At 68.0% G+C, this 25,991-nt stretch carries 28 protein-coding genes and 1 tRNA gene; 17 read left to right on the top strand and 12 right to left on the bottom strand.

Annotated features, from left to right (window positions below):
- Positions 1–100: 100 nt before the first annotated feature.
- The 3 genes from BrevBR_RS16385 to BrevBR_RS16395 all read left to right on the top strand — a co-directional run bounded on the left by BrevBR_RS16385 (position 101) and on the right by BrevBR_RS16395 (position 2,954).
- Entirely contained in the window at positions 101–487 is a 387-nt protein-coding gene (locus BrevBR_RS16385; RefSeq protein ID WP_332639009.1) for a DUF3597 domain-containing protein, read from the top strand.
- A gap of 82 nt (positions 488–569) precedes the next feature.
- A complete protein-coding gene (locus tag BrevBR_RS16390; protein ID WP_340001672.1) occupies positions 570–2,450 on the top strand; it encodes a DNA polymerase III subunit gamma/tau in 1,881 nt (626 codons plus the stop codon).
- A gap of 6 nt (positions 2,451–2,456) precedes the next feature.
- Positions 2,457–2,954 (top strand): GNAT family N-acetyltransferase, encoded by a 498-nt coding sequence (locus BrevBR_RS16395; RefSeq protein WP_340001673.1) that lies wholly within the window; start codon positions 2,457–2,459, stop codon positions 2,952–2,954.
- 38 nt (positions 2,955–2,992) lie between these two features.
- Here BrevBR_RS16395 and BrevBR_RS16400 read toward each other — a convergent pair whose 3' ends face one another.
- Entirely contained in the window at positions 2,993–3,607 is a 615-nt protein-coding gene (locus BrevBR_RS16400; RefSeq protein WP_340001674.1) for a malonic semialdehyde reductase, read from the bottom strand.
- 133 nt (positions 3,608–3,740) lie between these two features.
- Between BrevBR_RS16400 and BrevBR_RS16405 the strand changes: the two genes are divergently transcribed.
- Genes BrevBR_RS16405 through recR form a run of 3 tightly spaced genes read left to right on the top strand, consistent with a single transcriptional unit; the run spans position 3,741 to position 5,134 of the window.
- Positions 3,741–4,070: a YbaB/EbfC family nucleoid-associated protein gene (locus BrevBR_RS16405; protein WP_332639001.1), complete on the top strand. Its 330-nt coding sequence runs from the start codon at positions 3,741–3,743 to the stop codon at positions 4,068–4,070.
- Between the two features lie 23 nt (positions 4,071–4,093).
- The gene (locus BrevBR_RS16410) at positions 4,094–4,525 is read left to right on the top strand and encodes a nuclear transport factor 2 family protein (protein WP_340001675.1); all 432 of its coding nucleotides are present in this window, start codon (positions 4,094–4,096) and stop codon (positions 4,523–4,525) included.
- Positions 4,526–4,531: 6 nt separating this feature from the next.
- Positions 4,532–5,134, top strand: coding sequence for a recombination mediator RecR (gene recR, locus BrevBR_RS16415; protein ID WP_332638999.1), 603 nt, complete (start codon positions 4,532–4,534; stop codon positions 5,132–5,134).
- An 82-nt stretch (positions 5,135–5,216) separates the two neighbouring features.
- Here recR and BrevBR_RS16420 read toward each other — a convergent pair whose 3' ends face one another.
- A complete protein-coding gene (locus tag BrevBR_RS16420; RefSeq protein WP_340001676.1) occupies positions 5,217–5,831 on the bottom strand; it encodes a glutathione S-transferase family protein in 615 nt (204 codons plus the stop codon).
- 66 nt (positions 5,832–5,897) lie between these two features.
- On the opposite strand from BrevBR_RS16420, the gene BrevBR_RS16425 reads away from it, so the two are divergent.
- From BrevBR_RS16425 to BrevBR_RS16440, 4 genes are all read left to right on the top strand, one after another.
- Positions 5,898–7,136 carry a DNA recombination protein RmuC gene (locus BrevBR_RS16425; protein WP_340001677.1) on the top strand — a complete coding sequence of 413 codons (1,239 nt, stop codon included), beginning with the start codon at positions 5,898–5,900 and terminating at the stop codon, positions 7,134–7,136.
- Positions 7,137–7,212: 76 nt separating this feature from the next.
- Entirely contained in the window at positions 7,213–7,674 is a 462-nt protein-coding gene (locus BrevBR_RS16430) for a hypothetical protein (RefSeq protein ID WP_340001678.1), read from the top strand.
- 2 nt (positions 7,675–7,676) lie between these two features.
- Positions 7,677–7,868: a helix-turn-helix transcriptional regulator gene (locus BrevBR_RS16435; protein ID WP_340001679.1), complete on the top strand. Its 192-nt coding sequence runs from the start codon at positions 7,677–7,679 to the stop codon at positions 7,866–7,868.
- A 4-nt stretch (positions 7,869–7,872) separates the two neighbouring features.
- A complete protein-coding gene (locus tag BrevBR_RS16440) occupies positions 7,873–8,850 on the top strand; it encodes a TraB/GumN family protein (RefSeq protein ID WP_340001680.1) in 978 nt (325 codons plus the stop codon).
- 9 nt (positions 8,851–8,859) lie between these two features.
- Here the strand turns inward: BrevBR_RS16440 and BrevBR_RS16445 are convergent.
- Both BrevBR_RS16445 and BrevBR_RS16450 read right to left on the bottom strand, forming a co-directional pair.
- Positions 8,860–8,933, bottom strand: a tRNA-Gly gene (locus tag BrevBR_RS16445).
- Between the two features lie 43 nt (positions 8,934–8,976).
- Entirely contained in the window at positions 8,977–10,632 is a 1,656-nt protein-coding gene (locus BrevBR_RS16450) for an amidohydrolase (RefSeq protein ID WP_340001681.1), read from the bottom strand.
- An 82-nt stretch (positions 10,633–10,714) separates the two neighbouring features.
- Between BrevBR_RS16450 and BrevBR_RS16455 the strand changes: the two genes are divergently transcribed.
- Positions 10,715–11,146, top strand: a complete 432-nt coding sequence (locus tag BrevBR_RS16455) for a DUF488 domain-containing protein (protein WP_340001682.1) — start codon at positions 10,715–10,717, stop codon at positions 11,144–11,146.
- Here the strand turns inward: BrevBR_RS16455 and BrevBR_RS16460 are convergent.
- The 4 genes from BrevBR_RS16460 to BrevBR_RS16475 all read right to left on the bottom strand — a co-directional run bounded on the left by BrevBR_RS16460 (position 11,143) and on the right by BrevBR_RS16475 (position 15,525).
- Positions 11,143–11,529, bottom strand: coding sequence for a hypothetical protein (locus BrevBR_RS16460; protein WP_340001683.1), 387 nt, complete (start codon positions 11,527–11,529; stop codon positions 11,143–11,145). The genes BrevBR_RS16455 and BrevBR_RS16460 overlap by 4 nt on opposite strands.
- Positions 11,530–11,536: 7 nt before the next feature.
- Positions 11,537–13,738: a 3-hydroxyacyl-CoA dehydrogenase NAD-binding domain-containing protein gene (locus tag BrevBR_RS16465; RefSeq protein ID WP_340001685.1), complete on the bottom strand. Its 2,202-nt coding sequence runs from the start codon at positions 13,736–13,738 to the stop codon at positions 11,537–11,539.
- A gap of 11 nt (positions 13,739–13,749) precedes the next feature.
- On the bottom strand, positions 13,750–14,955 hold the full coding sequence (locus BrevBR_RS16470; protein ID WP_340001686.1) for an acetyl-CoA C-acetyltransferase: 1,206 nt from the start codon (positions 14,953–14,955) through the stop codon (positions 13,750–13,752).
- Positions 14,956–15,150: 195 nt separating this feature from the next.
- The gene (locus BrevBR_RS16475; RefSeq protein ID WP_340001688.1) at positions 15,151–15,525 is read right to left on the bottom strand and encodes a VOC family protein; all 375 of its coding nucleotides are present in this window, start codon (positions 15,523–15,525) and stop codon (positions 15,151–15,153) included.
- 196 nt (positions 15,526–15,721) lie between these two features.
- Between BrevBR_RS16475 and BrevBR_RS16480 the strand changes: the two genes are divergently transcribed.
- Together BrevBR_RS16480 and BrevBR_RS16485 are read left to right on the top strand one after the other, a co-directional pair.
- Positions 15,722–16,273, top strand: a complete 552-nt coding sequence (locus BrevBR_RS16480; protein ID WP_332641108.1) for a hemerythrin domain-containing protein — start codon at positions 15,722–15,724, stop codon at positions 16,271–16,273.
- A gap of 64 nt (positions 16,274–16,337) precedes the next feature.
- Positions 16,338–16,937: a CAP domain-containing protein gene (locus BrevBR_RS16485; protein WP_332641109.1), complete on the top strand. Its 600-nt coding sequence runs from the start codon at positions 16,338–16,340 to the stop codon at positions 16,935–16,937.
- Here the strand turns inward: BrevBR_RS16485 and BrevBR_RS16490 are convergent.
- Positions 16,934–17,926 carry a KpsF/GutQ family sugar-phosphate isomerase gene (locus BrevBR_RS16490; RefSeq protein ID WP_340001690.1) on the bottom strand — a complete coding sequence of 331 codons (993 nt, stop codon included), beginning with the start codon at positions 17,924–17,926 and terminating at the stop codon, positions 16,934–16,936. The two genes, BrevBR_RS16485 and BrevBR_RS16490, sit on opposite strands and share 4 nt — an antisense overlap.
- Before the next feature lie 171 nt (positions 17,927–18,097).
- Here BrevBR_RS16490 and otsB point away from each other — a divergent pair, with 171 nt between their 5' ends.
- From otsB to BrevBR_RS16505, 3 genes are read left to right on the top strand one after another with little or no spacing between them, the layout of a single operon-like run.
- Positions 18,098–18,835 (top strand): trehalose-phosphatase, encoded by a 738-nt coding sequence (otsB, locus tag BrevBR_RS16495; protein ID WP_445214772.1) that lies wholly within the window; start codon positions 18,098–18,100, stop codon positions 18,833–18,835.
- Positions 18,832–20,616, top strand: a complete 1,785-nt coding sequence (locus BrevBR_RS16500) for a glycoside hydrolase family 15 protein (protein ID WP_340001694.1) — start codon at positions 18,832–18,834, stop codon at positions 20,614–20,616. Before otsB ends, BrevBR_RS16500 begins: the two co-directional genes overlap by 4 nt.
- 43 nt (positions 20,617–20,659) lie before the next feature.
- Positions 20,660–22,096: an alpha,alpha-trehalose-phosphate synthase (UDP-forming) gene (locus BrevBR_RS16505; protein WP_332641113.1), complete on the top strand. Its 1,437-nt coding sequence runs from the start codon at positions 20,660–20,662 to the stop codon at positions 22,094–22,096.
- Here the strand turns inward: BrevBR_RS16505 and BrevBR_RS16510 are convergent.
- On the bottom strand, positions 22,084–22,698 hold the full coding sequence (locus BrevBR_RS16510) for a glutathione S-transferase family protein (protein ID WP_340001696.1): 615 nt from the start codon (positions 22,696–22,698) through the stop codon (positions 22,084–22,086). The genes BrevBR_RS16505 and BrevBR_RS16510 overlap by 13 nt on opposite strands.
- 192 nt (positions 22,699–22,890) lie before the next feature.
- Here BrevBR_RS16510 and BrevBR_RS16515 point away from each other — a divergent pair, with 192 nt between their 5' ends.
- Positions 22,891–23,613 carry a helix-turn-helix transcriptional regulator gene (locus tag BrevBR_RS16515; RefSeq protein WP_340001697.1) on the top strand — a complete coding sequence of 241 codons (723 nt, stop codon included), beginning with the start codon at positions 22,891–22,893 and terminating at the stop codon, positions 23,611–23,613.
- Here BrevBR_RS16515 and BrevBR_RS16520 read toward each other — a convergent pair.
- Both BrevBR_RS16520 and BrevBR_RS16525 read right to left on the bottom strand, forming a co-directional pair.
- Complete coding sequence (locus BrevBR_RS16520) at positions 23,607–24,809, bottom strand: acetyl-CoA C-acyltransferase (RefSeq protein WP_340001698.1); 1,203 nt, start codon at positions 24,807–24,809, stop codon at positions 23,607–23,609. The two genes, BrevBR_RS16515 and BrevBR_RS16520, sit on opposite strands and share 7 nt — an antisense overlap.
- A 35-nt stretch (positions 24,810–24,844) precedes the next feature.
- Positions 24,845–25,750, bottom strand: a complete 906-nt coding sequence (locus BrevBR_RS16525) for an SDR family NAD(P)-dependent oxidoreductase (RefSeq protein WP_340001699.1) — start codon at positions 25,748–25,750, stop codon at positions 24,845–24,847.
- Positions 25,751–25,991: the final 241 nt, after the last annotated feature.

Here is a 25,991-nt window from a genome sequence, read left to right on the forward strand (position 1 = left end):
GCGAGGGACCGCGTCCCGAGCGATAGCGCGCCAACAATGTGCGCGCGGAACCCCCTCCGTCTCCATCCGCTGTTGAGGCTCACCCCTTCAGGAGCGGCACATGAGCATTCTCGGCAACATCCTCGGCAAGATTTTCAAGCGGCGCGAGACCGCGACCCCCACCGCCGCCCCGGCTCCGACCGCGGCCCCGACCACGACCACCACGACGTTCGCTCCGACGCCCGCCGCCCAACCGGTCGATGTCGACGGCATCCTCGACTTCATGAACGAGCAACGGGACCAGAAGCTGAACTGGCGCACCTCCATCGTCGACCTGATGAAGCTGACCGGCATGGATTCCACCCTGGCCGAGCGTCGCGAGCTGGCCGGAGAGCTGGGCTACACCGGCGACACCTCCGACACGGCCTCGATGAACATCTGGCTGCACAAGCAGGTGATCCAGCGCATCAGGGACAACGGCGGCCAGATCCGCGACATGACCGACTGATCCACATCGTCATCCCCGCGAAAGCGGGACGCCTTGCGGCGAGGGGGTGCGCGACGCGGCCCTCTCGCTGTAAGACGGACGGATGAGCGACGCCGACCTGAGTCCCGATGGCCCTCCGTGGGAGGAGGACGCGCCCGAAGGCGAGGAGCGCGACCCCAATACCGAGGACATGTTCGGCGCGCCGGAACCCGCCGGCATGCGCGAGGCCGAAGCCGCCGCGGCGCCGGTCGAGCCGGCCCCGAAGGCCGAACCCGCCGCGAAAACAGACGCCGGCGCCGGTCCGCCGGCCCATGTCGACGACGGCGAGGCCTATACCGTCCTGGCCCGCAAATACCGGCCCCACACCTTCGAGGACCTGATCGGCCAGGAGGCCATGGTCCGCACCCTGACCAACGCCTTCGCCACCGGCCGGATCGCCCACGCCTTCATGCTCACCGGCGTCCGGGGCGTCGGCAAGACGACCACCGCCCGCCTGCTGGCCCGCGCGCTCAACAACGAGACCGACAGCATCGATCGCCCGTCGCTGGCCCTGACCGATCAGGGCCGTCACGACGCCTCCATCATGGCCGGCCAGCATATGGACGTGGTCGAGATGGACGCCGCCTCCCACACCGGCATCGACGGCATCCGCGACATCATCGAAAGCGTCCGCTACGCCCCGGTCGAGGCGCGCTACAAGGTCTATGTCCTCGACGAAGTCCACATGCTGTCGAACCAGGCCTTCAACGCCCTGCTGAAGACGCTGGAAGAGCCGCCGCCGCACGCCAAATTCATCTTCGCCACCACCGAGATCCGCAAGGTGCCGGTGACCATCCTGTCCCGCTGCCAGCGTTTCGACCTGCGCCGCGTCGAGCCCGAGATCCTCGTCGAACATCTCGGCCGCATCGCCGACCGCGAGGGGATGAAGATCGAACAGGACGCCCTGGCCCTGATCGCCCGCGCCGCCGAAGGCTCGGTCCGCGACGGCCTCAGCCTGCTGGATCAGGCCCTGGTTCAGGGCGAGCGCGGCGAAACGGTGAAGACCGAGGTCGTGCGCGACATGCTGGGTCTGGCCGACCGCAGCCAGACCATCGCCCTGTTCGAATCGATCATGGCCGGCCGCACGCCCGAGGCGCTCGAGCTGTTCCGCACCCTCTATGGCTACGGCGCCGACCCGGTGCAGGTGACCAACGACCTGCTCGAGCATTGCCACGCCGCCTCGGTGGCCAAGATGCTGGGGCCGCAGGCGACGCGCCTGCCCAATGATCAGGCGCAGAAGCTGACGGCGCTGGGCGCGGTGATCTCGGCCGGGACGCTCGCCCGGGTCTGGCAGATGCTGCTGCGGGCGCTGGACGAGGTCCGCCGCGCCCCCAACCCGGCCGACGCCGTCGAGATGGCCATTGTCCGCCTCGCCTACGCCGCCGACCTGCCGGGCCCCGAGGAGGCGCTGAAGGCCCTGCGCGACGGCGAACCCATGCCGGGCGGCTCAGCCCCGCGCGGTCCCTCGGGCGGCGGCGGAGGAGGCGGCGCCTCAGCCCAGCTGGCCGCCCGCCCGGTCGCCGCGCCGGCCCTGCCCGATCCCCAGTCGTTCGAGGCGGTGGTCGCCCTGATCGGCGAGAAGCGCGAGGTCGGCCTGCAGATGGACGTCCAGCGCTACGTCCGCCCCGTGGCCTTCAAGCCCGGCGCCATCACCTATGAAAGCCTCGACGGCGCCCCTATCGATCTGGCCCGCAAACTGGCCTCCCGGCTCAAGGACTGGACCGGCCGCACCTGGCTGATCGCCGCCAACGGCCAGGGCGGCGGCGAGACCATGATCGAGATCGATCGTCGAAAGCGGGCGGAGGAGCGGTCGCAGATCGAGGCCGACCCCTTCGTCATGTCAGTACTGGAAGCCTTCCCCGGTGCGAGGATCGGCGAGATCAAGACGCTGGCCCCGGCGGTGGAACTGCCGGCGATCCCGGATGAGGCGGTGGAAGAGGACTGACGTCGCATGTCCCGCGTCTCCCTTCGCTCTCTGACCCTCGCCGACGCACCGACTGTGCTCGCCCTGATGCGCCGGGCCGAGGGCGGTCTTGGCCGCCTCCCCGATGAGATGGACCTGCCGTGGATGGAGGACGCCATCACAGGCGCTCTGGCCGGCGGCCTCGCGATCGGCGCCTGGGACGGCGCGAGTCTGGCGGGCGTCATAAAGGCCAGCCGCATGCCGTCGGTGCAGTTTCAGCATGTGCTTTGGGATCTGACCGTTGCGGTCGCCCCCGAATCCCAGGGTCAGGGCGTGGGCGCCCGGCTGTTTTCGGAACTGCTCGCGACCGCGGCGACATTGACGCCCAGGATCGAGCGCGTGGAACTCGTGGTCAGGGAAGGCCTGACCCACGCCATCCGCCTCTACGAACGCATCGGCTTCCGGCGGGAAGGCCGTTTCGAACGACGCTTCCGGCTCGCCGATGGATCCTGCGAGGCTGACATCCCGATGGCGCTGCTCCTGTAGCAGCGCCATCCACGGCCGATCGAAGGCGGTCCGGCGCCCTACAGAATCCGCGCCGCCTCCTCGAAGCTCAGTCTCGGCGAGCGCGGGAACAGGTTCTCGTCCGTTCCGTAGCCCAGGTTGACGATGAAGTTCGGCTCCACCGTCGTGCCGCCGAAGAACTCGGCCTTCACGCCCGCGGCGTCGAAGCCCGACATCGGGCCGACATCCAGACCCAGCGCCCGCGCGGCCAGCAGGAAATAGCCGCCCTGCAGCGAGGCGTTGCGGAAGGCGGTCTCGCGCCGGCCGGCCTCGTCGGCGAACCAGTCCTTCGCCCCCGGCGCGTGCGGGAACAGCACCGGCAGATGTTCGTGGAATTCGATGTCCTGGCCGATGATCACATTGACCGGGGCCTGCAGCGTCTTCTCGCGGTTGGCGTCGGCCATCAGAGGGGCCAGCCGCGCCTTGGCCTCGGGCGAGGTGATGAACAGGAACCGCGCCGGCGTGGCGTTCACCGCCGTCGGCCCGAATTTCGTCAGGTCATAGAGCTGGCGCAGCAGGGCCTCGGGCACGGCCCGGTCGCTCCAGGCGTTGCGGGTGCGCGCGCCGGTGAACAGTTGCGAAAGCGCGGCTTCGCTCAGGGGCGTGTCGCGAACGGGGGAAGCGTCGAAGGCCATAACCGGCTCCAATCAGAAACAACAACGGTTGCTAATTAGGGCGATCCGTGAGCTCCGCAAGAGGTATAAGAACAAATACTGTTGCTATTTTTCGGGCCTGTCGTTCGCCCCGCCGAACGCCTATCCTGGAGCCATGAAAGACCTCAACGCCCTCATGCAACAAGCCCAGGCGATGCAGCAGAAGCTGCAGGACGCCCAGGCGAAAATGGCTGAAACAACCGCATCCGGAACCTCGGGCGGCGGACTGGTGACCGTGGCGCTGAAAGGCCCCGGCGACATCACCTCGGTTGTCATCGACGACAGCCTGCTGGTCCCCGGCGAAGGCGAGATCCTGGCCGATCTGATCGTCGCCGCCCACGCCGACGCCAAGCGCAGGCTGGACGAGATCAACGGCGCCCTGATGCGCGAAGCCGCCGGGCCGATGGCCGGAATGAACATTCCCGGAATGCCCAAGCTCTTCTGAACCCCCTTTCGAACGAGGTGACCATGCGCGCCGTGCTGACCGCCTGTCTCCTGCTGCTCGCGCCCGCCTCGGCCCTCGCCCAGGTCCCCGCCGACCTGGCGCGCGAGGCCCACGAATACGAACGCGCCCAGATCGAGGGCGACCGCGCCTCGCTCGAGCGCCTGATCGCCGATGACTATGTGCTGGTCGGCGGCGACGGCTCGCGTACGGACAAGGCCGCCCATATCGCCGAATTCACCGCCCCCGAAATGGACCTTCAGCCGGTCACGGTGCGCGACCCGGTCGAACATGTCTGGACCGACGGCGCGGCTCTGGGCGGCACGGTCGAAGTGGTCGGGACCTTCGCCGGCTCGCCGTTCCGTCAAACCCTGCGCTACGTCGACGTCTGGGCCCTGCGCGACGGCCGGTGGCGCGTGGTCTACGGCCAGGCCACCCGCGTTCCCGCGGCGAACTGAGCCCGCATGGCCGCCTCCGCCGGACCCGAGATCGAACGGCTGATCAGCCTGCTGGCCAAACTGCCGGGCATGGGTCCGCGTTCGGCCCGACGTGCGGCCCTGGCCCTGCTCAAGAAGCGCGACCAGCTGCTGGTCCCGCTGGCGGCCTCGCTTGCCGAGACGGCCGAGAAGGTCTCGTCCTGCTCGGTCTGCGGCGCGCCGGACACCCGCAACCCCTGTTCGATCTGTTCGGACGGGTCGCGCGACAACGCCCTGATCTGCGTGGTCGAGGAGGCCGGCGCCCTGTGGGCCATGGAGCGGTCCGGCGCCTTCCGCGGCAAATACCATGTGCTGGGCGGCCTGCTGTCGGCGCTGGACGGCGTCGGCCCGGACGCCCTGCGGGTCGCCGAACTGGTCGGACGCGTGCGCGGCGGCGAGGCGAAGGAGGTCGTTCTGGCTCTTCCCGCCACCGTCGACGGCCAGACCACGGCCCATTACCTCGCCGAACGGCTGGCCGAGTCCGGCGTCGTCATCACCTCGCTGGCGCGCGGCGTGCCGGTCGGCGGCGAGCTCGACTGGCTGGACGACGGGACGATCATTCAGGCGTTGCGGCAGCGGAGGCCCGCCTGAGAACGGACCGTTCGGACCGAGACATTTCGGCCGCGACATCCGCGACAATCGGACCGGCACATCCGCGACATCGGCGACAGGGCTAGCGGGCGCCCATCAGGTCGTAGGGATGACCCCAGCCGGGCAGGCCGCGGATGCGATCCAGCCAGGCTGAAACCGCTGACCATCGGACAAGGTCCAGATCGACCTGATCCGCGAAGAACAGATAGCCGCAGCACGCCAGATCGGCGGCCGAAACCGCCTCGCCCATCAGGAACGGCTGCCCGGCCAGCACCGTCTCCAGCCGGTCAAGATCCGCCTGAAGCCGCCCCTCCAGCCAGGCGATCAGCCCCGCGTCGCCGCCCTGTTCGAAATGTTTGCAGAGTCTGAGATTGGGCAGGGAGATGCCGATCCTGTTGGCCTCCCAGAACATCCATTCGGTGAGCCGGTCCGGATCGACCTCCCAGCCCAGCGCGTTCCGCGTCCGGGCCAGATGCAGCAGGATGGCGTCGGACTGCACGATGGCCTTGCCGTCGTCGATCAGCACCGGAATCTCGCCGAAACGGCTGACTTCGCGCCAGTCCGCGCGTCGCGCGTCCCGGGGCGCGAACACCTCGACCTCGCGGTACTCGTGCGCCAGGTCCAGCACCGTCAGCGCCAGCTTGACCTTGTAGGAGTGGCCGGAGTCCGGGTGGCCGTACAGGATCAGGTCGCCCATGGATGAAGTCCCTCCCGGATCGGTTCGCCGTGGCGTAGCACGCCGACTCCCGCTAAGGAACGGAGCATGAACACGATTGTCCCAGTCCTGTCCGTGACCGCCACCCTGTTCGGGCTGGCCTTCCTGTGGGCCTTTACCGGCTGGCAGAAATCAAAGGCCGCCCTGGCCTCCGCACAGGATCGGATCGACCTGATCGAGGAGAGCCGGGTCACCATGGCCGACTTCCTCAGGGCGCAAGCCGCCCAGTCTGCCCAGGCGGTCGCCGACCAGATGGTCACCCGCGCCACGGAGACCTTCCAGGCCCAGGACCGCATCGCCCGCGAGCGGATGGAGGCCCAGCTGAAGCCGGTCGCCGACACCCTCAAACTGTTCCAGGAGCACGTCGCGGCGCTCGAGAAGACCCGCAACGAGGAGACCGGCGGCCTCAAGGAGCAGCTGGCCCTGCTGATGACCGCCTCGACGGCCACCCGCGATGAGGCGCGGCGCCTGACCGAGGCCCTGCGCGGCAACACCGGCCGGCGCGGCCGCTGGGGCGAACAGACCTGCCGCAATGTGCTGGAGGCCGCGGGCATGGCCGGCCGCTTCGACTTCGAGGAACAGGCCTCCTCGGCGGACGACGCCGGCCGCCAGCAACGCCCCGACTTCGTCGTCCGCCTGCCGGGCGGCGGCATGTTCGTGATCGACGCCAAGGTGTCGCTGGCCTTCGGCGACGAGGCCGACGGCGACGAGGAGGCCCAGGCCAAGGCCGCCTCCCTGCGCACCGCGGCCAGCATGAAGACCCACGTCCGCCAGCTGTCGTCCAAGGCCTATCAGGACCAGTTCAAACCCAGCCCCGACTTCGTCGCCATGTTCGTGCCCGGCGACGCCTTCCTCGCCGCCGCCCTCGATCACGAGCCAGACCTGATGACCACGGCCATGGCCTCGCGCGTCGTCATCGTCACCCCGACCACCCTGTTCGCCCTGTGCAAGGCTGTCGCCTACGGCTGGCGCGCCGAGGAGCAGGCGCGCAACGCCGAGGACGTCGCGAAACTGGGCAAGGAGCTCTACAAACGCCTGTCGGTCATGGGCGGCCACGCCGCCGCCGTGGGCCGGGCGCTGGATAGCGCCGTCGGCAAATACAACCAGTTCGTCGGCTCGCTGGAGAGCCAGGTCATGGTCTCGGCCCGTCGCTTCGAGGACCTTCAGGTCGACCACGAGGGCAAGGACCTGCCCGAACTGGCCCCCGTGGACCAGTCGCCGCGCACGCTCAGCCGGCCGGAACTGATCGTCACGGACAACCGGGCGGCGGCGCTGCCTGAAGCCTGAAGGCCATGGACAAGGACGCTTGACATCGCGCCGGGGCGGTGTAAAACACCCTTGTCATGTCGAAGGGACGTTTTCCATGAGCAAGAAGTTGACCAGCCTGATGCTTCGAACGCTGATCGGCGTCGGCATCTTCATGGTCGTCCTGTTCGCCGTCGGCGTCGCGGTGGGCTGGCTCGCCGGCCATGGAGCCGTGGACAAGGACCATGCGCTGGTCTGGGTGGTCGGGGCGATCGCCGTCGTCGCCATGGTCGGGGCGATGGTCGTCAGCGTCGCCTGGATGCGCGCCATCGATGAGGCGGCGCGGGAAGCCCACAAGGCCGCCTGGTTCTGGGGCGGTTGCGGCGGCATGTCCCTCGGCGGCGTCTTCCTGATCATGACCTCCCTGCCCCAGTCGGAACAATGGCGCTTCACCGCCTTCGACGGCCGCACCGACCCCGCCGCCTACGCCGCCACGGGCGCCTTCGGAATGATGATGCTGATGGTGGCCGGCTACGCCGTGGTCTGGGCCTGGTGGTGGATGACGCGGATGCGGGACTGAGCATGAAAAACCGCCTCAAGGTTCTTCGCGCCGAGCGGAATTGGAGCCAGGCCGATCTCGCCGACGCCCTCGGCGTCTCGCGCCAGACCGTCAACGCCCTCGAAACCGGCCGCTACGATCCTTCCCTCCCGCTGGCGTTCCGCATCGCCAGGGTGTTCGGCCAACCCATCGAATCCATCTTTTCCGAGGACTGATCCAGTGATCGTTTCCACCCTCAAGACCCGCGCCGCCCATCTGGCCCGAACCGCCCTCGGGGCCGCGCTCGGTCTCGGTCTCGCCGGCGCCGTGATCTTCCAGCCCATGCAGGCCTTCGCACAGGCCGCCGAAGCCGCCCCCGCCGCCGCTGCCCGCGTCGTGCCCCAGGCCGCCGGCGCCGGACCGGCGCTGTGGGCCATCCGCGACGCCGACTCGACCATCTACCTGTTCGGAACCGTCCACGTGCTGCGCCCCACCACGGCCTGGGGTTCGGCCAGGGTCGACGCCGCCTTCGCCGGCGCGGACGACATCTGGTTCGAGATTTCCAATCCCGACGACCAGGCGTCCATCATCCCCCTGATCCAGCAGCACGGCGTCTCTCCTGACCGTCCCCTGTCCAGCCTGCTGACGGCCGAAGAGCTGACCGACCTGAACGCCGCCGCCGCCGGGGCCGGTCTGACCGCCGCCCAGATGGACATTTTCCGCCCCTGGCTGGCCGGTCTGACCCTCTCTGTCGCGCCCCTGATCAAGGCCGGCTACGATCCCCAGTCGGGCGTCGAGATGATCCTCAAGGCCCGGGCCGACGATATCGGGATTCCGGTGCACGGCTTCGAGACCCTCGACAAACAGGTCGGCATCCTGGCCGGCATGTCGGAGGCGGATCAGCTGTCGTTCCTTCGCTCGACGCTGGAAGCTTATGACGACGCCACAACGGAACTGGACGCCATGGTCGACGCGTGGGCCACGGGCGATATCGCCACTCTGGAAAGGGTTTCGGTCGAAGAGATGAAGGCCGAATCTCCGGCCGTCTATCAGGCCCTGCTGGTCCAGCGGAACACCGACTGGGCGGGCCAGATCCAGACACTGCTGGCCAGTTCAGGCACGGCCTTCATCGCCGTCGGCGCGGCCCACCTCGTGGGCGACGACAGCGTGCAGGAAATCCTCAAGGACCGGGGCGTCGCCGTCACCCGCGAGGAATAGGGCGGCGGCTGGAGCGGGCGGCGGGAATCGAACCCGCACGAAAAGCTTGGGAAGCTTTCAGGCTACCACTACATCACGCCCGCGGAGCCGCCGCAGCCTTAGGGCCAACGGCGGACCGCATCAAGCTCAGTCAGCGCGATAGACCACGACCCCGTCGACCACCGTCAGCGTCGCCTTGCCCTTGGGGATGTCGGCGAAGGGCGCGGTCATCAGGTCGACGTCGAACGCCGTCAGATCGGCTCGCTTGCCGACCTCGATCGTGCCCAGCTCGGCCTCGCGGAAGCTGGCCCAGGCCGGCCACAGGGTGAACATCTTCAGGGCTGTGGCGCGGTCCACGGCCTCGTTCGGACGCCAGTCGGGCCCTTGATGGCCTTCCAGATCGGCGCGGGCGACGGCGGCGTAGAACTCGATCAGGGGCGCGCCCCGCTCGACCGGCGCATCCGAGCCGCCCACCACGATCACGCCCAGATCGACCAGGCTATGCCAGGCGTAGGCCCCGTCCAGCCGCGCGTCGCCGAGCCGGGCGGGCGCGAAATACAGATCGCCGATGGCGTGGCTGGGTTGCATCGAGGCGATGATCGGCAGGTCCCTGAACCAGTGATAGTCGGCCGGCCGCAGGATCTGCGCGTGCTCGATGCGCCAGCGCACGTCGGCGCCATTCGGACGATCCGCCGGAGCCACGCCGGCCAGCGCCTGCTGGTACCATTCCGCCACCGAGGCATTCCCCCTGTCCCCGATGGCGTGGGTCGCGATCTGGATGCCGCCCCTCAGCGCCGCCTGGTACAGGGGCACGATCTCCTGCTCGGAAATCTGCATCAGACCGGTGGTGTCAGGCCGGTCGGCATAGGGCTCGAACAGGGCGGCTCCGCGCGAACCCAGCGCGCCATCGGCGTAGTATTTGATGGCCCGCGTGATGATCCGGCCGTCGGCGACGCTGCGCGGCCCGCCGGCGATCAGCTCGGCCGCGCCGTCGGGCGTGATGCTGTTGTAGATACGCAGCGGCGCCTCCCCGTCCGCCGCCATGTCTTCCAGCAGGGGGATGTCCTTCCACGGCGCGCTCATGAAGTGGACGCCGGTCCAGCCATAGGCGGCCTCGACGCGGAAGCCGGCGCGATAGGCGTCGCGCAGGGCGGCCGGATCGGCCTGGGGCAGCAAGCCGGCGACCAGCTGTTCGGCGGCGTCGACCAGCAGCCCTGTCGGCTTGCCATCCGGCCCCTTGAGGATTTCGCCGCCCGACGGAGCGACCGTCGAGGCGTCGACGCCCGCGGCGGCGAGGGCCGCGGTGGAGGCGACCACCGCATGTCCATCGGCCCGGCCCAGCAGCACGATCCGGCCCGGCGCGGCGGCGTCCAGATCGGCGGCGGTCAGAAAGCGGGCCTCTGGCCAGCGGGTCTCGATCCAGCCGCGCCCGACGATGGGGCCCTCCGGATGCGCGGCCGCCCAGGCCGACAGCCGGGCCATGGCGTCGGCGACCGAGGCCGACCCTTCGAGATTCAGGGTGAGCTCGCGCCAGCCGATGCCGTCCAGATGGGCATGGCCGTCCGTGAAGCCCGGAAACAGGAATGCGCCCTTCAGGTCGAGCGTTTCCGCATATTCGACCTCGGGCACGCCGGACTCCGGACCGACATAGGCGATGCGGCCGTCCTGGACGAGGACGACTTCCGCCGTCGGCCGCTCGGCGACGCCGGTGTAGATGGTGCCGCCCCGAATGAGCAGTTCCTGCGCGCCCGCGCTCGAGGCGGCTGAACCGAGCAGCAGAGCGATGGCGGCGATGCGGATCATGAGAGGGCTCCGGTTGAGGCGACCGGAGGGGTGGAGCCGAAAGCCGCTGGCGTCAAGCGGATGTCGGACCCATGTGGGGCGGATGAAACTTTACACCATCGGATACGAGGGCGAGCCGCAGGCCGCCGTGATCGACAGACTGAAGGGCGCCGGCGTGACGGTTCTGGCCGACGTCCGCGCGGTGGCGGCGTCGCGGCGGGCGGGCTTTTCGAAGACGGTGCTCGGCGCAAGCCTGGCCGAAGCCGGGATCGAATACATCCATCTGCGGGACCTCGGCACGCCCAAGGCGGGTCGGGACGCGGCGCGGAAGGGCCGGATCGGCGAGATGCGCGACATCTTCGCCAGCCATATGGAGGAGCCGCCGTCCCGACTGGCCTTCGAACGGCTTCGCGAGATTGCAAAGGACCGGCCGACGGCGCTGCTGTGTTTCGAGGCCGACCACGCCGGCTGTCACCGCGCGGTGCTGGCCGAAAGGCTGGCGAAGGAGGACGGGTTCGAGGTGGTGAACCTCTAGGCCGCAAATCCCCAAAGACCGGCCGCCGTGATCAGGGCGAACAGCCACGACGCCGGAAACCGCCAGGGCGCGATGCCGCCCTTGATCGCCACCCAGATACAGAGCGGCGAGAAGATCGCCGCCATGACAGTCAGGAGCGCCGCAACGTCGCGCGCATCAGGGTGCGCGGCCGCCCAGCCGAACCCGGCGCTCATGACCAGCAGCAGGGCCGAGACGATGTGCCAGCAGTAGTAGTTCAGCCAGAGACTGGCCGGCGTCAGCTCCCGGGAGGCCAGCAGCGGCCGGGCGACGAAGACGCCGCCGACAAAGGTGTGCACTCCGAAGGTGATCAGGGCCAGCACGGAGGCGGTCGCGAGGCCCGGATTGATCGATCCGACGTCCACGATTCCGCTACGCCGCCGCCTTCTGCCTGCCCTCGAAATTGCCATAGAAGGTCTCGCCCTTGGCGGCCATGTCGCGGAGCAGTTGCGGGACCTTGAAACGGTCGCCGTGCTCGGCGGCCAGTTCATCGGCCTTGGCGACGAAGGCCTTGAGGCCCGTCTGGTCGATCAGGGTGATCGGGCCGCCAGTCCAGGGTGCGAAGCCCCAGCCGAGGATGGCGCCCAGATCGGCCTCGCGCGGGTCGTCGATGACGCCCTCTTCCCAGCAGCGCGCGACCTCGACGGCCTGACGGTACAGCAGGCGCGTCTTCAGCTCGGCGACCCGGTCCAGCGCCTCCGGAGTCTCGTCGAAGCCTTCGGTCTTCGTGGTGGGGGCGAGGTCGGCCAGACCCTTCCACAGCGTCTTGGGAGAGCCCTTTTCGGCCGGATAGTCATAGAAGCCCATGCCGTTCTTGCGGCCGAAACGCCCGCCCTCGACCATGGTCGCGACGATGTCCTCGCCCGGGTTGGGGACGTATTTGTCGCCGAGATCGGCGCGGGTCTGTTTGCCGATCTTGTAGGACAGGTCCAGGGCGACGTCGTCATGCATCTCCAGCGGACCGCGCGGCATGCCGGTCATGCGGCCGACGTTGTCGATCAGGGCGGGAGCATAGCCCTCCTTCAGCATCGCCATGCCCTCGGTCAGGAAGGTGGAGAAGCAGCGGCTGGTGTAGAAGCCGCGGCTGTCGTTGACGACGATCGGCGTCTTCTTGATCTTCAGAACGTAATCGAGCGACTTCGCCAGGGCCTCCTGCGAGGTCTTCTCGCCCATGATGATCTCGACCAGCATCATCTTGTCGACCGGCGAGAAGAAGTGGATGCCGATGAAGTCCTCGGGGCGCACCGAGGCCTCGGCCAGACCGGTGATCGGCAGGGTCGAGGTGTTGGAGCCGAAGATGGCGCCGGGCGCCAGCTGCGCCTCGGCCCGCTTCGTGACGTCGGCCTTGATCTCACGGCTTTCGAACACGGCCTCGACCACCAGATCGCTGCCCTTCACATGGGCGTAGTCGGTGGTGGCGGTGACGAGGGCCAGGGTGGCGTCGAACTTCTCCTGGGTCATCTGGCCGCGCGACAGGCGCTTCTTCAGCAGACCCTCGACATGGGCCTTGCCCTTGTCGGCGGCTTCCTGGGTCTGGTCGATCAGAACGGTCTCGATGCCGGCCATGATCTGCACATAGGCGATGCCCGCGCCCATCATGCCGGCGCCCAGAACGGTGACCTTCTTCGGATCGGATTTCGGCACGCCGGCGGGGCGGACGGCGCCCTTGTCGAGCTCCTGCTTGGACAGGAACAGGCTGCGGATCATCGCCTGGGCCTGGGGCGTCATCAGGGTCTTGATGAAGTAGCGCGTCTCGATGCGCAGGGCGGCGTCCATCGGCACCTGCGTGCCCTCATAGACGGCCTTCATCAGATTGGTGGCGGCCGGATAGTTGCCGTAGGTCTGCTTGCGGATCATCGCATTGCCGACGAGGAAATTCTGGATGCCGGCCGGGTGGTACGGGCCGCCGCCGGGAAGCTTGAACGACTTGTCGTCCCACGGCTGGACGGCCTTGCCGCCGCCCTTGATCCAGGCCTTGGCGGCCTCGACCTCTGAGCCCTTGGCCACGACCTCATGGACGAAGCCGGAGCCTTTCGCGTCGTTCGGGCGGAAGGACTTGCCTTCAGTCATGGCCATCATGGCGGCCTGCACGCCGATCAGGCGGGTCAGGCGCTGGGTGCCGCCGCCGCCGGGGAAGAGACCGACCTTGATCTCGGGCAGGCCGAGCTGGATCCTGTTGTCGTCGCCGACCACCCGGTAGTGACAGGCCAGCGTCAGTTCCAGACCGCCGCCGAGGGCCAGGCCGTTGATCGCCGCGGCGACCGGCTTGCCGCAGGTTTCGAGCGCGCGCAGGGCGCCGTTCAGCTTCCAGCCGGCGTCATAGGCTTCCTGCAGCGAACCGCCGGCCAGCATGCCGCCGGCCATGTCGCCCAGGTCGGCGCCGGCGCAGAAGCCCGAGGTCTTGCCCGAGGTCAGGACCGCGCCCTTGATGGCCTCGTCGGTCTTCACCCGTTCGACCCATTCGGGGATTTCCTTCATCACGCCCGAGGTCAGGGTGTTCATCGAACGCCCCGGCACGTCGAAGGTGATCAGGGCGATGCCGTCGGCGTCGACGTCGATCTTGAAGTTTTCCATGCTCGTGATCCTCAGACGCGTTCGATGACGGTGGCGGTGCCCATGCCGCCGCCGATGCACAGGGTGATCAGGGCGGTCGAGCGGTTGGACCGCTCCAGCTCGTCCAGGGCGATGCCGGTGATCATGGCGCCGGTGGCGCCCAGCGGGTGGCCCATGGAGATGCCGCCGCCGTTCACGTTCATCTTCGAATGGTCGATGTCGAGCGCCTGCATGTAGCGCAGCACCACGGCGGCGAAGGCCTCGTTCAACTCCCACAGGTCGATGTCGGCGGGGGTCATGCCCAGCTTGCCCAGCAGTTTGCGGGTCACGAACTCGGGGCCGGTCAGCATGATGGAGGGCTCGGAGCCGACCGAGGCGCCGCCGAGGATTTTCGCGCGCGGCTTCAGGCCCAGGGCCTTGCCGGCTTCCAGAGAACCGATCAGCACGCCGGCCGATCCGTCGACGATGCCCGACGAGTTGCCGGGGGTGTGAACGTGGGTGATGCGTTCGACCTCGGGGTAGCGCTGGCCGATCACGGCGTCGAAGGCCATCTCGCCCATCATGGCGAAGGACGGGTTCAGGGCGCCCAGGGTCTGCATGTCGGTGTTGGGACGGATGGTTTCGTCGCGGTCGAGGATGGTCAGGCCCAGCTGGTCCTTGACCGGCACCACCGATCTGGAAAACCGGCCGTCGGCCCAGGCGGCCGCGGCGCGCTTGTGGCTCTCCATCGAATAGGCGTCGACGTCGTCGCGGCTGAAGCCGTATTTCGAGGCGATCATGTCGGCCGAGACGCCCTGGGGCACGAAATACGTCGGGAAGGCCGAGGAGGGGTCGACGGGCCAGGCGCCGCCGTCCGAACCCATGGGCACGCGGCTCATCGCCTCGACGCCGCCGCCGACTGCGAACTCGGCCTCGCCGGACTTCACCTTGGCGGTGGCCATGTTCACGGCCTCCAAACCCGAGGCGCAGAAGCGATTGACCTGGACGCCGGCGGTAGTCTGGGCCCAGCCGGCGGAGAGGACGGCGGTGCGGGCGATGTCGGCGCCGAGCTCGCCCACGGGGGTGACGCAGCCGAGGATGACGTCGTCCACCTTCGAGGTGTCCAGATCATTGCGGTCGCGCAGGGCTTCCAGCACCTGGGTGGCGAGGCTGAGACCCGTGATCTCGTGCAGGGACCCGTCCTTCTTGCCCTTGCCGCGCGGGGTTCGCACCGCATCGTAGATATAGGCGTCGGCCATGGGAGTCGGTCTCCAATAAGGACGGATCAAGCGTGGACGCCAGAAAACCTACGTTTACGTCAACGTCAAGTTTTTTCGCGACATGAACTCCGAACTGTCCGTGACCCCAAAAACTTGTGGGACAGTTTCGGACAGTTCGGACAATTCGCCCGCCGACCAATGCACTCTAGCAGGGCGATGCATCAGAATCGGCCGTCAGGCCGGCGTGTGGCAGACGGCCTCTATGTTGAACCCGTTCGGGTCGAGGACGAAGGCGGCGTAGTAGGTCGCGCCGTAGTTTTCACGGACGCCCGGCCCGCCGTTGTCGCGGCCGCCGGCCGCCAGCGCGGCGGCGTGGAAGGCGTCGACCTGGGCGCGGGTTTCGGCGCGGAAGGCGACGTGGTTGGCCTCGCCCGGCCGATCCTTGTCGGCGATGACGAACTCGGGCTCGCCGATTCCGAACATGACGACCGTCGCCTCGCCGTCCTTCTCCTCGGCCACGATCCGGATGCCGAGCGGGGCGAGGGCTGCGGCGTAGAAGGCGCGGGACCGCGTGATGTCCATGACGTCGAGGGCGAGGTGATCGATCACCGTGAGGTTCCTTCGCTGATCCCGCAGCTGCTCGCGAATGAACGCAAAACTGGCTGAAACGAGCCCGCTGTGTCCGGTTCCCGACGCCCGAAAGGGCCAATTCGCGAGAACGACTCTCAGCTAGGGTATCCTCGGGAACACCAGCCTTCTCCACGCCTTAAGCGGCCAGATACACCCGCTGTCAGGAGGACACATCATGGCCCAGACCTACGAAGAAATGGACGCAATCGCGATGCTGAAGGCCGACCACCGAAAGGTGGAGGAAATCTTCGCGGCGTTCGAGAAGGCGACTTCGAAGGCGAAGAAGCAGGCGCTGGCCGAACAGGCCTGTCTCGAGCTGAAGGTCCACACCGTGATCGAGGAGGAGGTCTTCTACCCGGCCTGCCGCGGCAAGATCGAAGACGACCTGCTGAACGAGGCCTATGTCGAGCACGACGGCGCCAAGCTGCTGATCAACGACATCGAGGCCGGCGGTCCGGAAGAGGATTTCTACGACGCCAAGGTCAAGGTTCTGTCGGAGATGATCGAGCACCACGTCGAGGAAGAGGAGATGCGGTCCGAGGGCATGTTCGCCCAGGCGCGCGCGGCCGGTCTCGACATGGACGCCCTCGCCGACGCCATGCGCGCCCGCAAGGCGACCGCCATGGAGGAGTTCCAGGCCGGCAAGCCCGCCGTGACCCTGACGCTGGAAGGCGACGACACCGAAAAGGCGATGATGGATTCGCCCATGGGTGAAGACGCCCGCTAGAGATGGAGACACGGAACGGCGCGCAGGCCGGAACGCTATGTGCCCACCTGACCGAGGAAGCTCCATGCGCCGTTCCGTTTTTCTGACCCTGATCTGCCTCCTGCCAGCGGCGTCGGCCTGCGCCGACAGCTATGCGCCCCAGACGCCGCGGGCTCCTTATGTCGAGCCGGCGTCCCAGTCGGCGCGGCAGGTTGTGCCGATCGCCCCGCCCCGCAGCTCGCGACCTTCGGATCAGATCGAGACACGGCTGCTTCAGGCCCACAACGGCGAGCGGCGCCGCGTCGGTTCGCCGCCGCTGGCGTGGAGCGATGAGCTGGAGGCCGAGGCGCGAGTCTGGGTGCAGGAGCTGACCGCCAGTGGCCGTTTCGCGCACGATCCGTCCGCGCACGGCCACGGCGAGAACCTATGGATGGGCTGGGGCGGGCGCGACTTCACACCGGAAGACATGGTCGGCGACTGGATCGCCAAGAAGGCCCGGTACCGCCCCGGCGTCTTCCCGAACGTCAGCCGGACCGGCAACTGGATCGACGTGGGCCACTACACCCAGGTGGTCTGGAGCGGGACGACACATGTCGGCTGCGCCGTTGCCACCCGGGACGATCGTTCCGTGCTGGCCTGTCGCTATGCGCCGCCGGGCAATATCGACGGCCAGCGGGCCTTCTAGCCGACGTAGCCGGCCTGCATCAGTTCGGCGATGTGGATGATGGCGAGGGGCCGGTCGTCCTCGACCACCAACAGGGTGGCGATCTTGTTCTGGGTCATCAGGTCGACGGCGTCGCTCATGCGGGCGTCGGGGCCGATGACCTTGGGCTTTGCGCTCATGACGTCGGCGGCGGTCAGGCCGTTGAGATCGCGCGAAAAGGCCCGTCGGATGTCGCCATCGGTGACGATCCCGGCCAGGGTCCCGTCAGCGGCCAGCACGGCCGCCGCGCCCTTGCGGCCCTCGGTGATGGCCGAGACGACCTCGGCGAAGGCCGCGGTGAGGGGCACGGTCGCGGGCGCCGGCGGCCGGTCGCCCATCCAGTCGCGCACGCTCTGCAGGCTCATGCCCAGCTTGCCGCCGGGGTGGTGCAGGCCAAAGGCCTCGGCGGTGAAGCCGCGCCGGTCCATCAGCACCATGGCCAGGGCGTCTCCGAGTGCGAGCGTCATCAAGGTCGAGGTGGTGGGCGCCAGGCCGTTGGGGCAGGCCTCGGCGACCTGCGGCATGGTCAGGCAGACCGCCGACGAGCGGCCGAGGAAGCTGTTGGGCCGCTGGGTCAGGCCGATGACGGGAATGCCCTCGCGCTGGCAATAGATCAGCGGATCGCGCAGTTCGCGGCTCTCGCCGGAGTTGGAGATGGCCAGCAGGGTGACGTCCTTGCGCAGCATGCCCAGGTCGCCGTGGCTCATCTCGGCCGGGTGGACGAAGAAGGCGTTGGTGCCGGTGGAGGCCAGCGTCGCGGCGATCTTGCCGCCGATATGGCCCGACTTGCCCATGCCGGTGACCACCAGATAGCCGGGGCGGGACAGGATGATCTCGCAGGCGCGGGCGATGCTGTCGTCCAGACCGCTCTCCAGCGCCTGAAGCGCGGCGATGTTCAGCCGGATCACCTCGCGCGCTCTGGCGGTCATGGCGGCGGGGTCGGCGGAGAGGGTTTCGGCGGCGTCGGTCATCGGCGGGAATTGGCCCATCCGGGACGGATTCACAACGTCCGGCGCTCGGGCGCGTAATGCTGCGATGCGAAGAAAAGCTTCGCCTTGAGACAACCAACCGGGCTGTTGCGCGTTTGGCAGCCCATGGGGACGTCGCAACAGACCAACGCCGCGCAAACGGCCGCCGGCGCCATGCCGCGCCTTCCTGAACCGCCCGGGCGCCTGAACCAGCCTGCGCTGTTCCTCGATCTGGACGGCGTGCTGGCGCCGCTGGCGCCCACGCCCGACGCCGTCGTTCCGGACGCCCGGCGCACCGCTGTGCTGCGCCGGCTGGCCGAGCGGCTGCAGGGTCGGGTAGCGATCATCAGCGGCCGGACCATCGCCGAGATTGACCGTATCGCCGAAAGCGCCGCCGCCTCGGCGTCCGGCGTGCACGGGCTGGAGCGGAGACGCGCCGACGGCTCGGTGGATCGCGCGGAACCCGATCCGGCGGTGAGGGCGGCGGTCGCCGCCTTTCACGGTTTCGCCCGCACCCGGCCCGGCCTGATCGTCGAGGACAAGACGGTGTCGGCGGGTCTTCATTTTCGCCAGGCGCAGGGCGAGGCCGATGCGGTCGCGGCTCTGGCCGAGCGTCTGGCCGGCGAGACGGGGCTGACCCTGCAACCCGGCAATCTGGTGGTGGAGCTAAAAACTCCGGGCACGGACAAGGGCACGGCGCTGACGGCCTTCATGGCGGAGGCCCCGTTCAAGGGTTCTACGCCGGTGATGCTGGGCGACGATCTGACGGACGAGCACGGGTTCGAGGCGGCACAGGCCCTTGGCGGCTTCGGCATACTGGTCGGGCCGCCGCGCGGGACCGCGGCCCGCTACGGCCTGCCCGATGTGGATGCGGTGCTGGCCTGGCTGGACAGCGTCGAGGAGACCGCATGAGCCCCAATCTGGATCTCGCACCCGTCGGCAACTGCTCGATCAGCGCCCTGATCGACCGCAACGGCCGCTATGTCTGGGCCTGCGCCCCGCGCGTGGATGGAGACCCGGTGTTCTCCGCCCTGATGGACGGCTTCGATCCGGACCACGGCTTCTGGGACGTCGAACTGGAAGGGCCGGCGACGGTCGAACAGGCCTATGTCCGCAACACCCCGGTCCTGCGCACGGTGCTGACGGCCGAGGACGGCGCCTCGGTCGAGATCATCGATTTCGCTCCCCGCCATCCCAAGCACAGCCGCACCTATCGGCCGCTGGCGTTCGGCCGGATCATCCGGCCGCTGAGCGGGTCGCCGCGGATTCGCGTGCGCCTGCGTCCGTCCGCCGACTGGGGCGCGCGCCGGGCCGAACGCACCAGCGGATCCAACCATATCCGCTATCTGTGCACGGACGTGACGTTCCGGCTGACCACCGATTGTCCGGTGTCCCACGTCCTGAATGAGCGGACCTTCCGACTGGAACGACCGCACGCCTTCTTCTTCGGTCCGGACGAAGGCTACGATCAGGACGTGGGGCCCGGTGTATCCGCCGCCCTGGACCGCACCATCGCCTATTGGCAGGACTGGGTTCGGACCCTCTATCTCCCGCTGGATTGGCAGGAGGCGGTGATCCGTGCGGCGATCACCCTCAAGCTCTGCGCCTATGAGGAGACCGGCGCGATCGTCGCCGCCCTGACCACATCAGTGCCCGAGTTTCCCGAGAGCGGCCGCAACTGGGACTATCGCTACTGCTGGATTCGCGACGCCTATTATGTGGTCCGGGCGCTGAACCGGCTGGGCGCGGTCGACCTGCTGGAAAACTACCTCGGCTATCTGCGCAATCTGGTCGACGCCTCGGGCGGCGGGCACGTCCAGCCCGTCTACGGCGTCGGGCTCGAGGAAGACATCGACGAACGGATCACCGAAACCGTCGAAGGCTATCGGGGCATGAAGCCGGTCCGGATCGGCAATCAGGCGCGCGAACACCTTCAGCACGACGTCTACGGACAGATCGTCCTGCCGCTGGTCCAGGCCTTCTACGACCAACGGCTGCTGCGTCCCGGCACGATCGACGACTTTCACGCCCTGGAGAAGGTCGGCGATCGCGCCTTCGCCATGCACGACCAGGTCGACGCCGGCCTGTGGGAATTCCGGACCATCGCCCGGGTCCACACCTATTCCTCGGTCATGTGCTGGGCCGCCTGTGACCGTCTGGCCAAGGCGGCGGATCATATGGGGCTGGGCGAACGCGCCGCCTTCTGGCGCGAACGCGCCAGTATCATCCGCGAGCGGATCGAGCGGGAAGCCTTCGTCGAGGACGAGGGCCGGTTCGCCGCCAGCTTCGGCAACCGCGAGCTGGACGCCTCCCTGCTGCAAATGACCGACCTCGGCTTCCTGGATCCGCGCGATCCGCGTCAGGTCGCGACCTTCGACGCCATCGAGCGCGAGCTGAAGAAGGGTCCCTACCTGTTCCGCTATGTCGAGCCCGACGATTTTGGCGAGCCTGAGACGGCGTTCAACTTCTGCACCTTCTGGTTCATCGAGGCCCTGCACCAGAACGGCCGCGACGCCGAGGCCCGCGAGATCTTCGAGGAGATGCTGAGCCGCCGCACCCACGCGGGCCTGCTGTCCGAGGATCTGTCGCTGGGCGACAAGGAGTTGTGGGGCAATTATCCGCAGACCTATTCGCTGGTCGGCATCATCAACTGCGCCGTGCTGCTCAGCCGTTCGTGGACGGACGCGCGATGAAATCCGGTCGCGAACCAGGGGCGTGCAGAATCGTTGACCGGACATGAGCCGGCTGATCATCGTTTCCAACCGCGTGTCCGCGTCAAAGGACCCTGCCGCCGGCTCGGCGGGCGGCCTGGCCATGGCGCTGTCGGCGGCCCTGAGGAAATACGACGGCCTGTGGTTCGGCTGGTCCGGCGAAACGGTCGAGCATTTCACCGGCGAGCTGAAGATGGAGGACCGGGCGGGCGTCACCGTCGCCCTGGTCGATCTGGAAGCCCAGGATGTCGACGAATATTACAACGGCTACGCCAACAAGACGCTGTGGCCTCTGTTCCACCATCGGGTCGACCTGACCGCCTATGAGCGGTCCTATGGGGAGGGCTATGAGCGGACCAACGCCCGGTTCGCCGAGGTGCTGGCCCCGCTGATCCAGCCCGATGACATCATCTGGATCCACGACTACCACATGATCCCGCTGGCCCGGGACCTGCGCCGCCTGGGAATCCGCAACCGCATCGGCTTCTTCCTGCACACGCCGTGGCCGGTGCGGCAGCTACTGGTCACCCTGCCGCATCATCGACGGCTGGTTGAGGCGATGTTCGACTATGACCTCATCGGCTTCCAGACCCGCGAATGGCTGGACCTGTTCCGCGACTATGTCGCGGCCGAGCCTGGCGTGCATGGCAAGCTGTTGCCCAATGACGCGCTGGAGGCCTTCGACAAGACGGTCCAGACCGGTGTCTTCCCCATCGGCATCGATGTCGACGGGTTCATTGCGGCCCGCAACTCTCCGCTGGGCAATCGCACCTACGACCGGATGGCGGCGTCGGCCGCGTTCCGGTCGCTGATCGTCGGCGTCGACCGGCTCGACTATTCCAAGGGGCTCGAGGAGCGGCTGCTGGGCTATGAGCAGTTCCTTGAGACCAATCCGGACATGCGTTCGGAAGTCCTGCTTCTGCAGGTCACGCCGATTTCCCGGGACGAGGTCGATTCCTACCAGGATATCCGTGGCCGGCTGGACGCCCTGGCTGGCCGGATCAACGGCGCCTACGCCGAGATGGACTGGCAGCCGATCCGCTATCTCAACCGCACCTATCGCCGCGACCAGCTGGCGGGCATCTATCGCGCCGCGCGGGTCGGACTGGTGACGCCGCTGCGCGACGGCATGAACCTGGTGGCCAAGGAATATGTCGCGGCCCAGAATCCGGATGATCCCGGCGTGCTGGTCCTGTCGCGCTTCGCCGGCGCGGCCGAACAGATGGGCGAGGCGTTGCTGGTCAATCCGTTCAGCCGCGAGGAGCTGTCCGACGCCATCAAACGCGCCCTGACCATGCCGTTGGAAGAGCGCAAACGGAAATGGGAGTGCCTGATGCAGGTGGTGCGTGACACCGACGTGGGAGTCTGGCGCGACGACTTCGTCTCGACCCTGCGGGCCATCGAACGTCCGGCGGACGGCGGCGACCACCCGGCCGCCGCCCCCTCCGATCAGGCGGCCTGAACGGCTCCAGGCAGGACACCGTCCTTCGCCATGGCGCGGGCATTGGCGGGCCGGTTCAGCGCCCGCTCCAGATAGCCGTCGATAAGGGCGCTCTCGGGAACGTACTCCCGGCCCCAGGCGAGAGCCGAGGCGATCATGACGTCCACCGCAGTGAACCGGTCGCCCATCAGATAGCGTCCGGTGGCCAGGGCGGTCATCAGACGCGCGACGGCGGCGTCGTAGCGGGCCTTGGCGTTGGGGTCGGTCTCGGCCGCGCCGCTGATCTTCCCCCAGAAGGCCGGCTCCATCTCGCCCGCCGTCCACGCCAGCCAGGTCAGGTAGTCCGCACGATCCGGCGAGCCGACCGGCGCACCCAGGTTCGCGTCAGGGTGCAGGTCGGTCAGATAGAGGGCGATGGCGGCTGATTCCGTCACCAACGCCTCGTCGTGGAGCAGGGCCGGGACCTTTCCGTCCGGGTGCAGATTGGCGGGATCGCGGGCGCCTGTCAGGGTCATGGCGCGGAAGATGTCGACGTATCGGATGTCGTAGTCGGCGCCGATCTCCTCCAGCAGCCAGACGATACGGCCCGAACGCGACTGGGGAGCGTGGAACAGGGTGAGCATGAGCTGTCTCCTTCCTTGTGGCGCTGTCGCTCGGCGCGCCGCGCCTCGCTGCTTGAGCGCATATGGGCGCTGCCGCTCGCGACATGGTCGCTTGCTGTCGAGCGCGCCGGCAGCCCCTCGCCGCCGACAGGGATTGACTACTGCCACCCTGCTGACAGCATGCTGTCAGCAGTCGTCATCCATGGTGGACGAATGAGACGCGCCGACCGACTGTTCCAGATCATCCAGGTGCTGCGCCGGTCCTCGAAACCGGTCACGGCCGACGCCATCGCGACCGAGCTCGAGACGTCGAAACGCTCCATCTATCGCGACATCGCCACGTTGACGGGTCAGCGGGTGCCGATCCGGGGTGAAGCGGGCATCGGCTATGTGCTGGACGGGGGCTTCGACATGCCGCCCCTGATGCTGACCTCGGATGAGGTTGAAGCGGCGGTGCTGGGCGCCCAATGGGTGGCGGGGCGGGGCGATCCGGCACTGGCCCGGGCCGCCCGCGACCTGATCGCCAAGATCGCGGCGACGGTGCCCGAAAAACTTCGGCCGGTCCTGCTGGAGCCCGCCGTCGCCAGCGCCCCGGTCTGGAAACACGAGGTCGAGACTCTGGACATGTCCCGGGTCCGCGCCTGGATCCACGCGGGCCGCAAGCTGCGGCTCCACTATGCGGACGAGCAGGGCAACGAAACCCTGCGCGTGATATGGCCGTGTCTGGTCGGCTATCGCGAAACCAAACGACTGCTGGTCGGCTGGTGCGAAACCCGGGACGACTTCCGCACCTTCCGCACCGATCGCGTGGTGGAGGCCGACTTCCTCGACGACCGCTATCCGGGCCGGCCGGCTGTGCTGCGCGGCAAATGGTACGCCAGGGTCGCGGCCGAACGCGCCGCATGGGAGGCGGCGGGCTGCCCCCCGCCTCAGTAGATTTCGAACAGACCAGCAGCCCCCATGCCGCCGCCGACGCACATGGTGACGACGCCGTATTTCGCGCCGCGCCGCCTGCCCTCGATCAGGACGTGGCCGGTCATCCGGGCGCCCGACATGCCATAGGGGTGGCCGATCGAGATGGCGCCGCCCGAGACGTTGAGCCGGTCGTTGGGAATGCCCAGCCGGTCGCGGCAGTAAAGCACCTGCACGGCGAAAGCCTCGTTCAGCTCCCAGATGCCGATGTCGTCGACCGTCAGGCCATGGCGCTTGAGCAGTTTTGGCACGGCGAAGACCGGGCCGATGCCCATTTCGTCCGGCTCGCAGCCGACCACGGCCATGCCGCGATAGGCGCCCAGCGGCTGCAGACCGTGACGCACCGCCTCGCCCGCCTCCATGATGACGCAGGCCGAGGCCCCGTCCGACAGCTGTGACGCATTACCCGCGGTGATGAACTCGCCCTGCTGGATTTCCTCGCCCGAGCCGAACACCGGCTTCAGCGACTTCAGGCCCTCGAGCGTCGTGTCGGCGCGGTTGCCCTCGTCTTTCGAGAGGGTGACTTCCTTTTTCGAGGTCTCGCCGGTCGCCTTGTCGACGACCAGCATGGTCGAGGTCATCGGCACGATCTCGGCGTCCAGCCGGCCCTCTGCCTGGGCCTGCGCCGTCCGCTGTTGGGACTGCAGGGCGTATTCGTCCTGGGCGTCGCGACTGATGTTGTAGCGGCGCGACACGACCTCGGCCGTCTCCAGCATCGACATATAGATGTGCGGCGCCAGCTTCAGCAGATCCGCGTCCTTGCCGCGGTAAAGGTTCATATTCTGGTTCTGGACCAGGGAGATGGACTCCAGTCCGCCGCCCACCACGACCTTCTGCTGGTCGAAGATCACCTGTTTGGCCGCCGTGGCGATGCCCATCAGGCCCGAGGCGCACTGGCGGTCCAGGCTCATGCCCGCCGTGGTGACTGGCAGGCCGGCTGCCAGGGCGATCTGGCGCGCGACGTTGGGCGCCGTCGAGCCCTGCTGCAGGGCCGCGCCCATGACGACGTCCTCGATCTCGGCCGGGTCGACGCCGGCCCGGGCCACGGCGTGACGCACTGCATGCGCGCCCAACTGCTGCGCCTGGGTGTCGTTGAACGCGCCGCGATAGGCGCGGCCGATCGGCGTACGGGCGGTGGAGACGATGACGGCTTCGCGCATGGCGGACTTTCCCCGAGATAGTTTTGTTTCAGAACCTACTTATGCGCGGCTTGCGCCTTCGACAACTCGATCATGCCCTGGGCCGCGCCCATTTCGGGGACGATCTCGCCGGTGCGGTCCGAGATTTCGGCGAAGCGGGCGGCCACCTGCTCGGCGGCGTCGTCGCCGACGGCGCGGATGCCCTGGGTCAGGGTCACATAGGCGCGCTCGAAGCCGCCGGCTCCGGCCGTCAGGATGCAACGGCTCGGTGCGTCCTCGCTGACCAGATACAGCAGGCCCGGCGAAACCGTATCCGGACCCAGCAGGTCCAGCGGCAGGCGGGCGCCCAGATCCTCGGTCATGCGCGTATGGGCCGTCGGAGCCAGACAGTTGACCCGGATGTCGTTCTTCGCCCCTTCGATCGACAGGGTCTGCATCAGGCCGACCAGCGCCATCTTGGCCGCGCCGTAGTTGGACTGACCGAAATTCCCGTACAGGCCCGAAGACGAGGTGGTCATGACGATGCGGCCGTAGTTCTGCTCGCGCATGATGTCCCACACCGCCCTGGTGCAGTTGACCGCGCCCATGAGGTGCACCTCCATGACGAAGCGGAAATCGTCCAGATCCATCTTGGCGAAGGTCTTGTCGCGCAGCACGCCGGCGTTGTTGACCAGGATGTCGACCCGGCCCCATTCGGCCATCGCCGCCTGAACCATCGCCTCGACGGCGGCGAAGTCGGTGACCGAAGCCGCATTGGCGATCGCCTCGCCGCCCATGGCCCGGATTTCCGCTACGACCGATTCGGCCGCCGTCGCCGAGCCGCCTGAACCGTCGCGCGCGCCGCCCAGGTCGTTGACCACCACTTTTGCGCCGCGTTTCGCCAGGGCGAGGGCGTGCTCGCGCCCGAGGCCGCCGCCGGCTCCGGTGACAATGGCCACCCGGCCCTCAAATCCAATCGCCATATCGCGCTCCTTGTGCTGGAATACTGTCTGCAGGCGTGTCGTTTCGGGAAAGGCCTGCGTCAATGTGTTGAAACGGCGCCACAGTCGCCGCATTCGTAGCCAAAATCGGGAACCACGACCGTACATTGCCGTTCGGCCTCGTGAGCGTCCCGTATACATTGGGACTTCGGGCAAACAACGAGCATGAGGGATATGATGAAGGTGAAACTTCTCGCCAGCGTCGCGACGGCGGGGCTGCTTG

The sequence above is a fragment of the Brevundimonas sp. BR2-1 genome (assembly GCF_037626195.1).
Lineage (GTDB): Bacteria > Pseudomonadota > Alphaproteobacteria > Caulobacterales > Caulobacteraceae > Brevundimonas.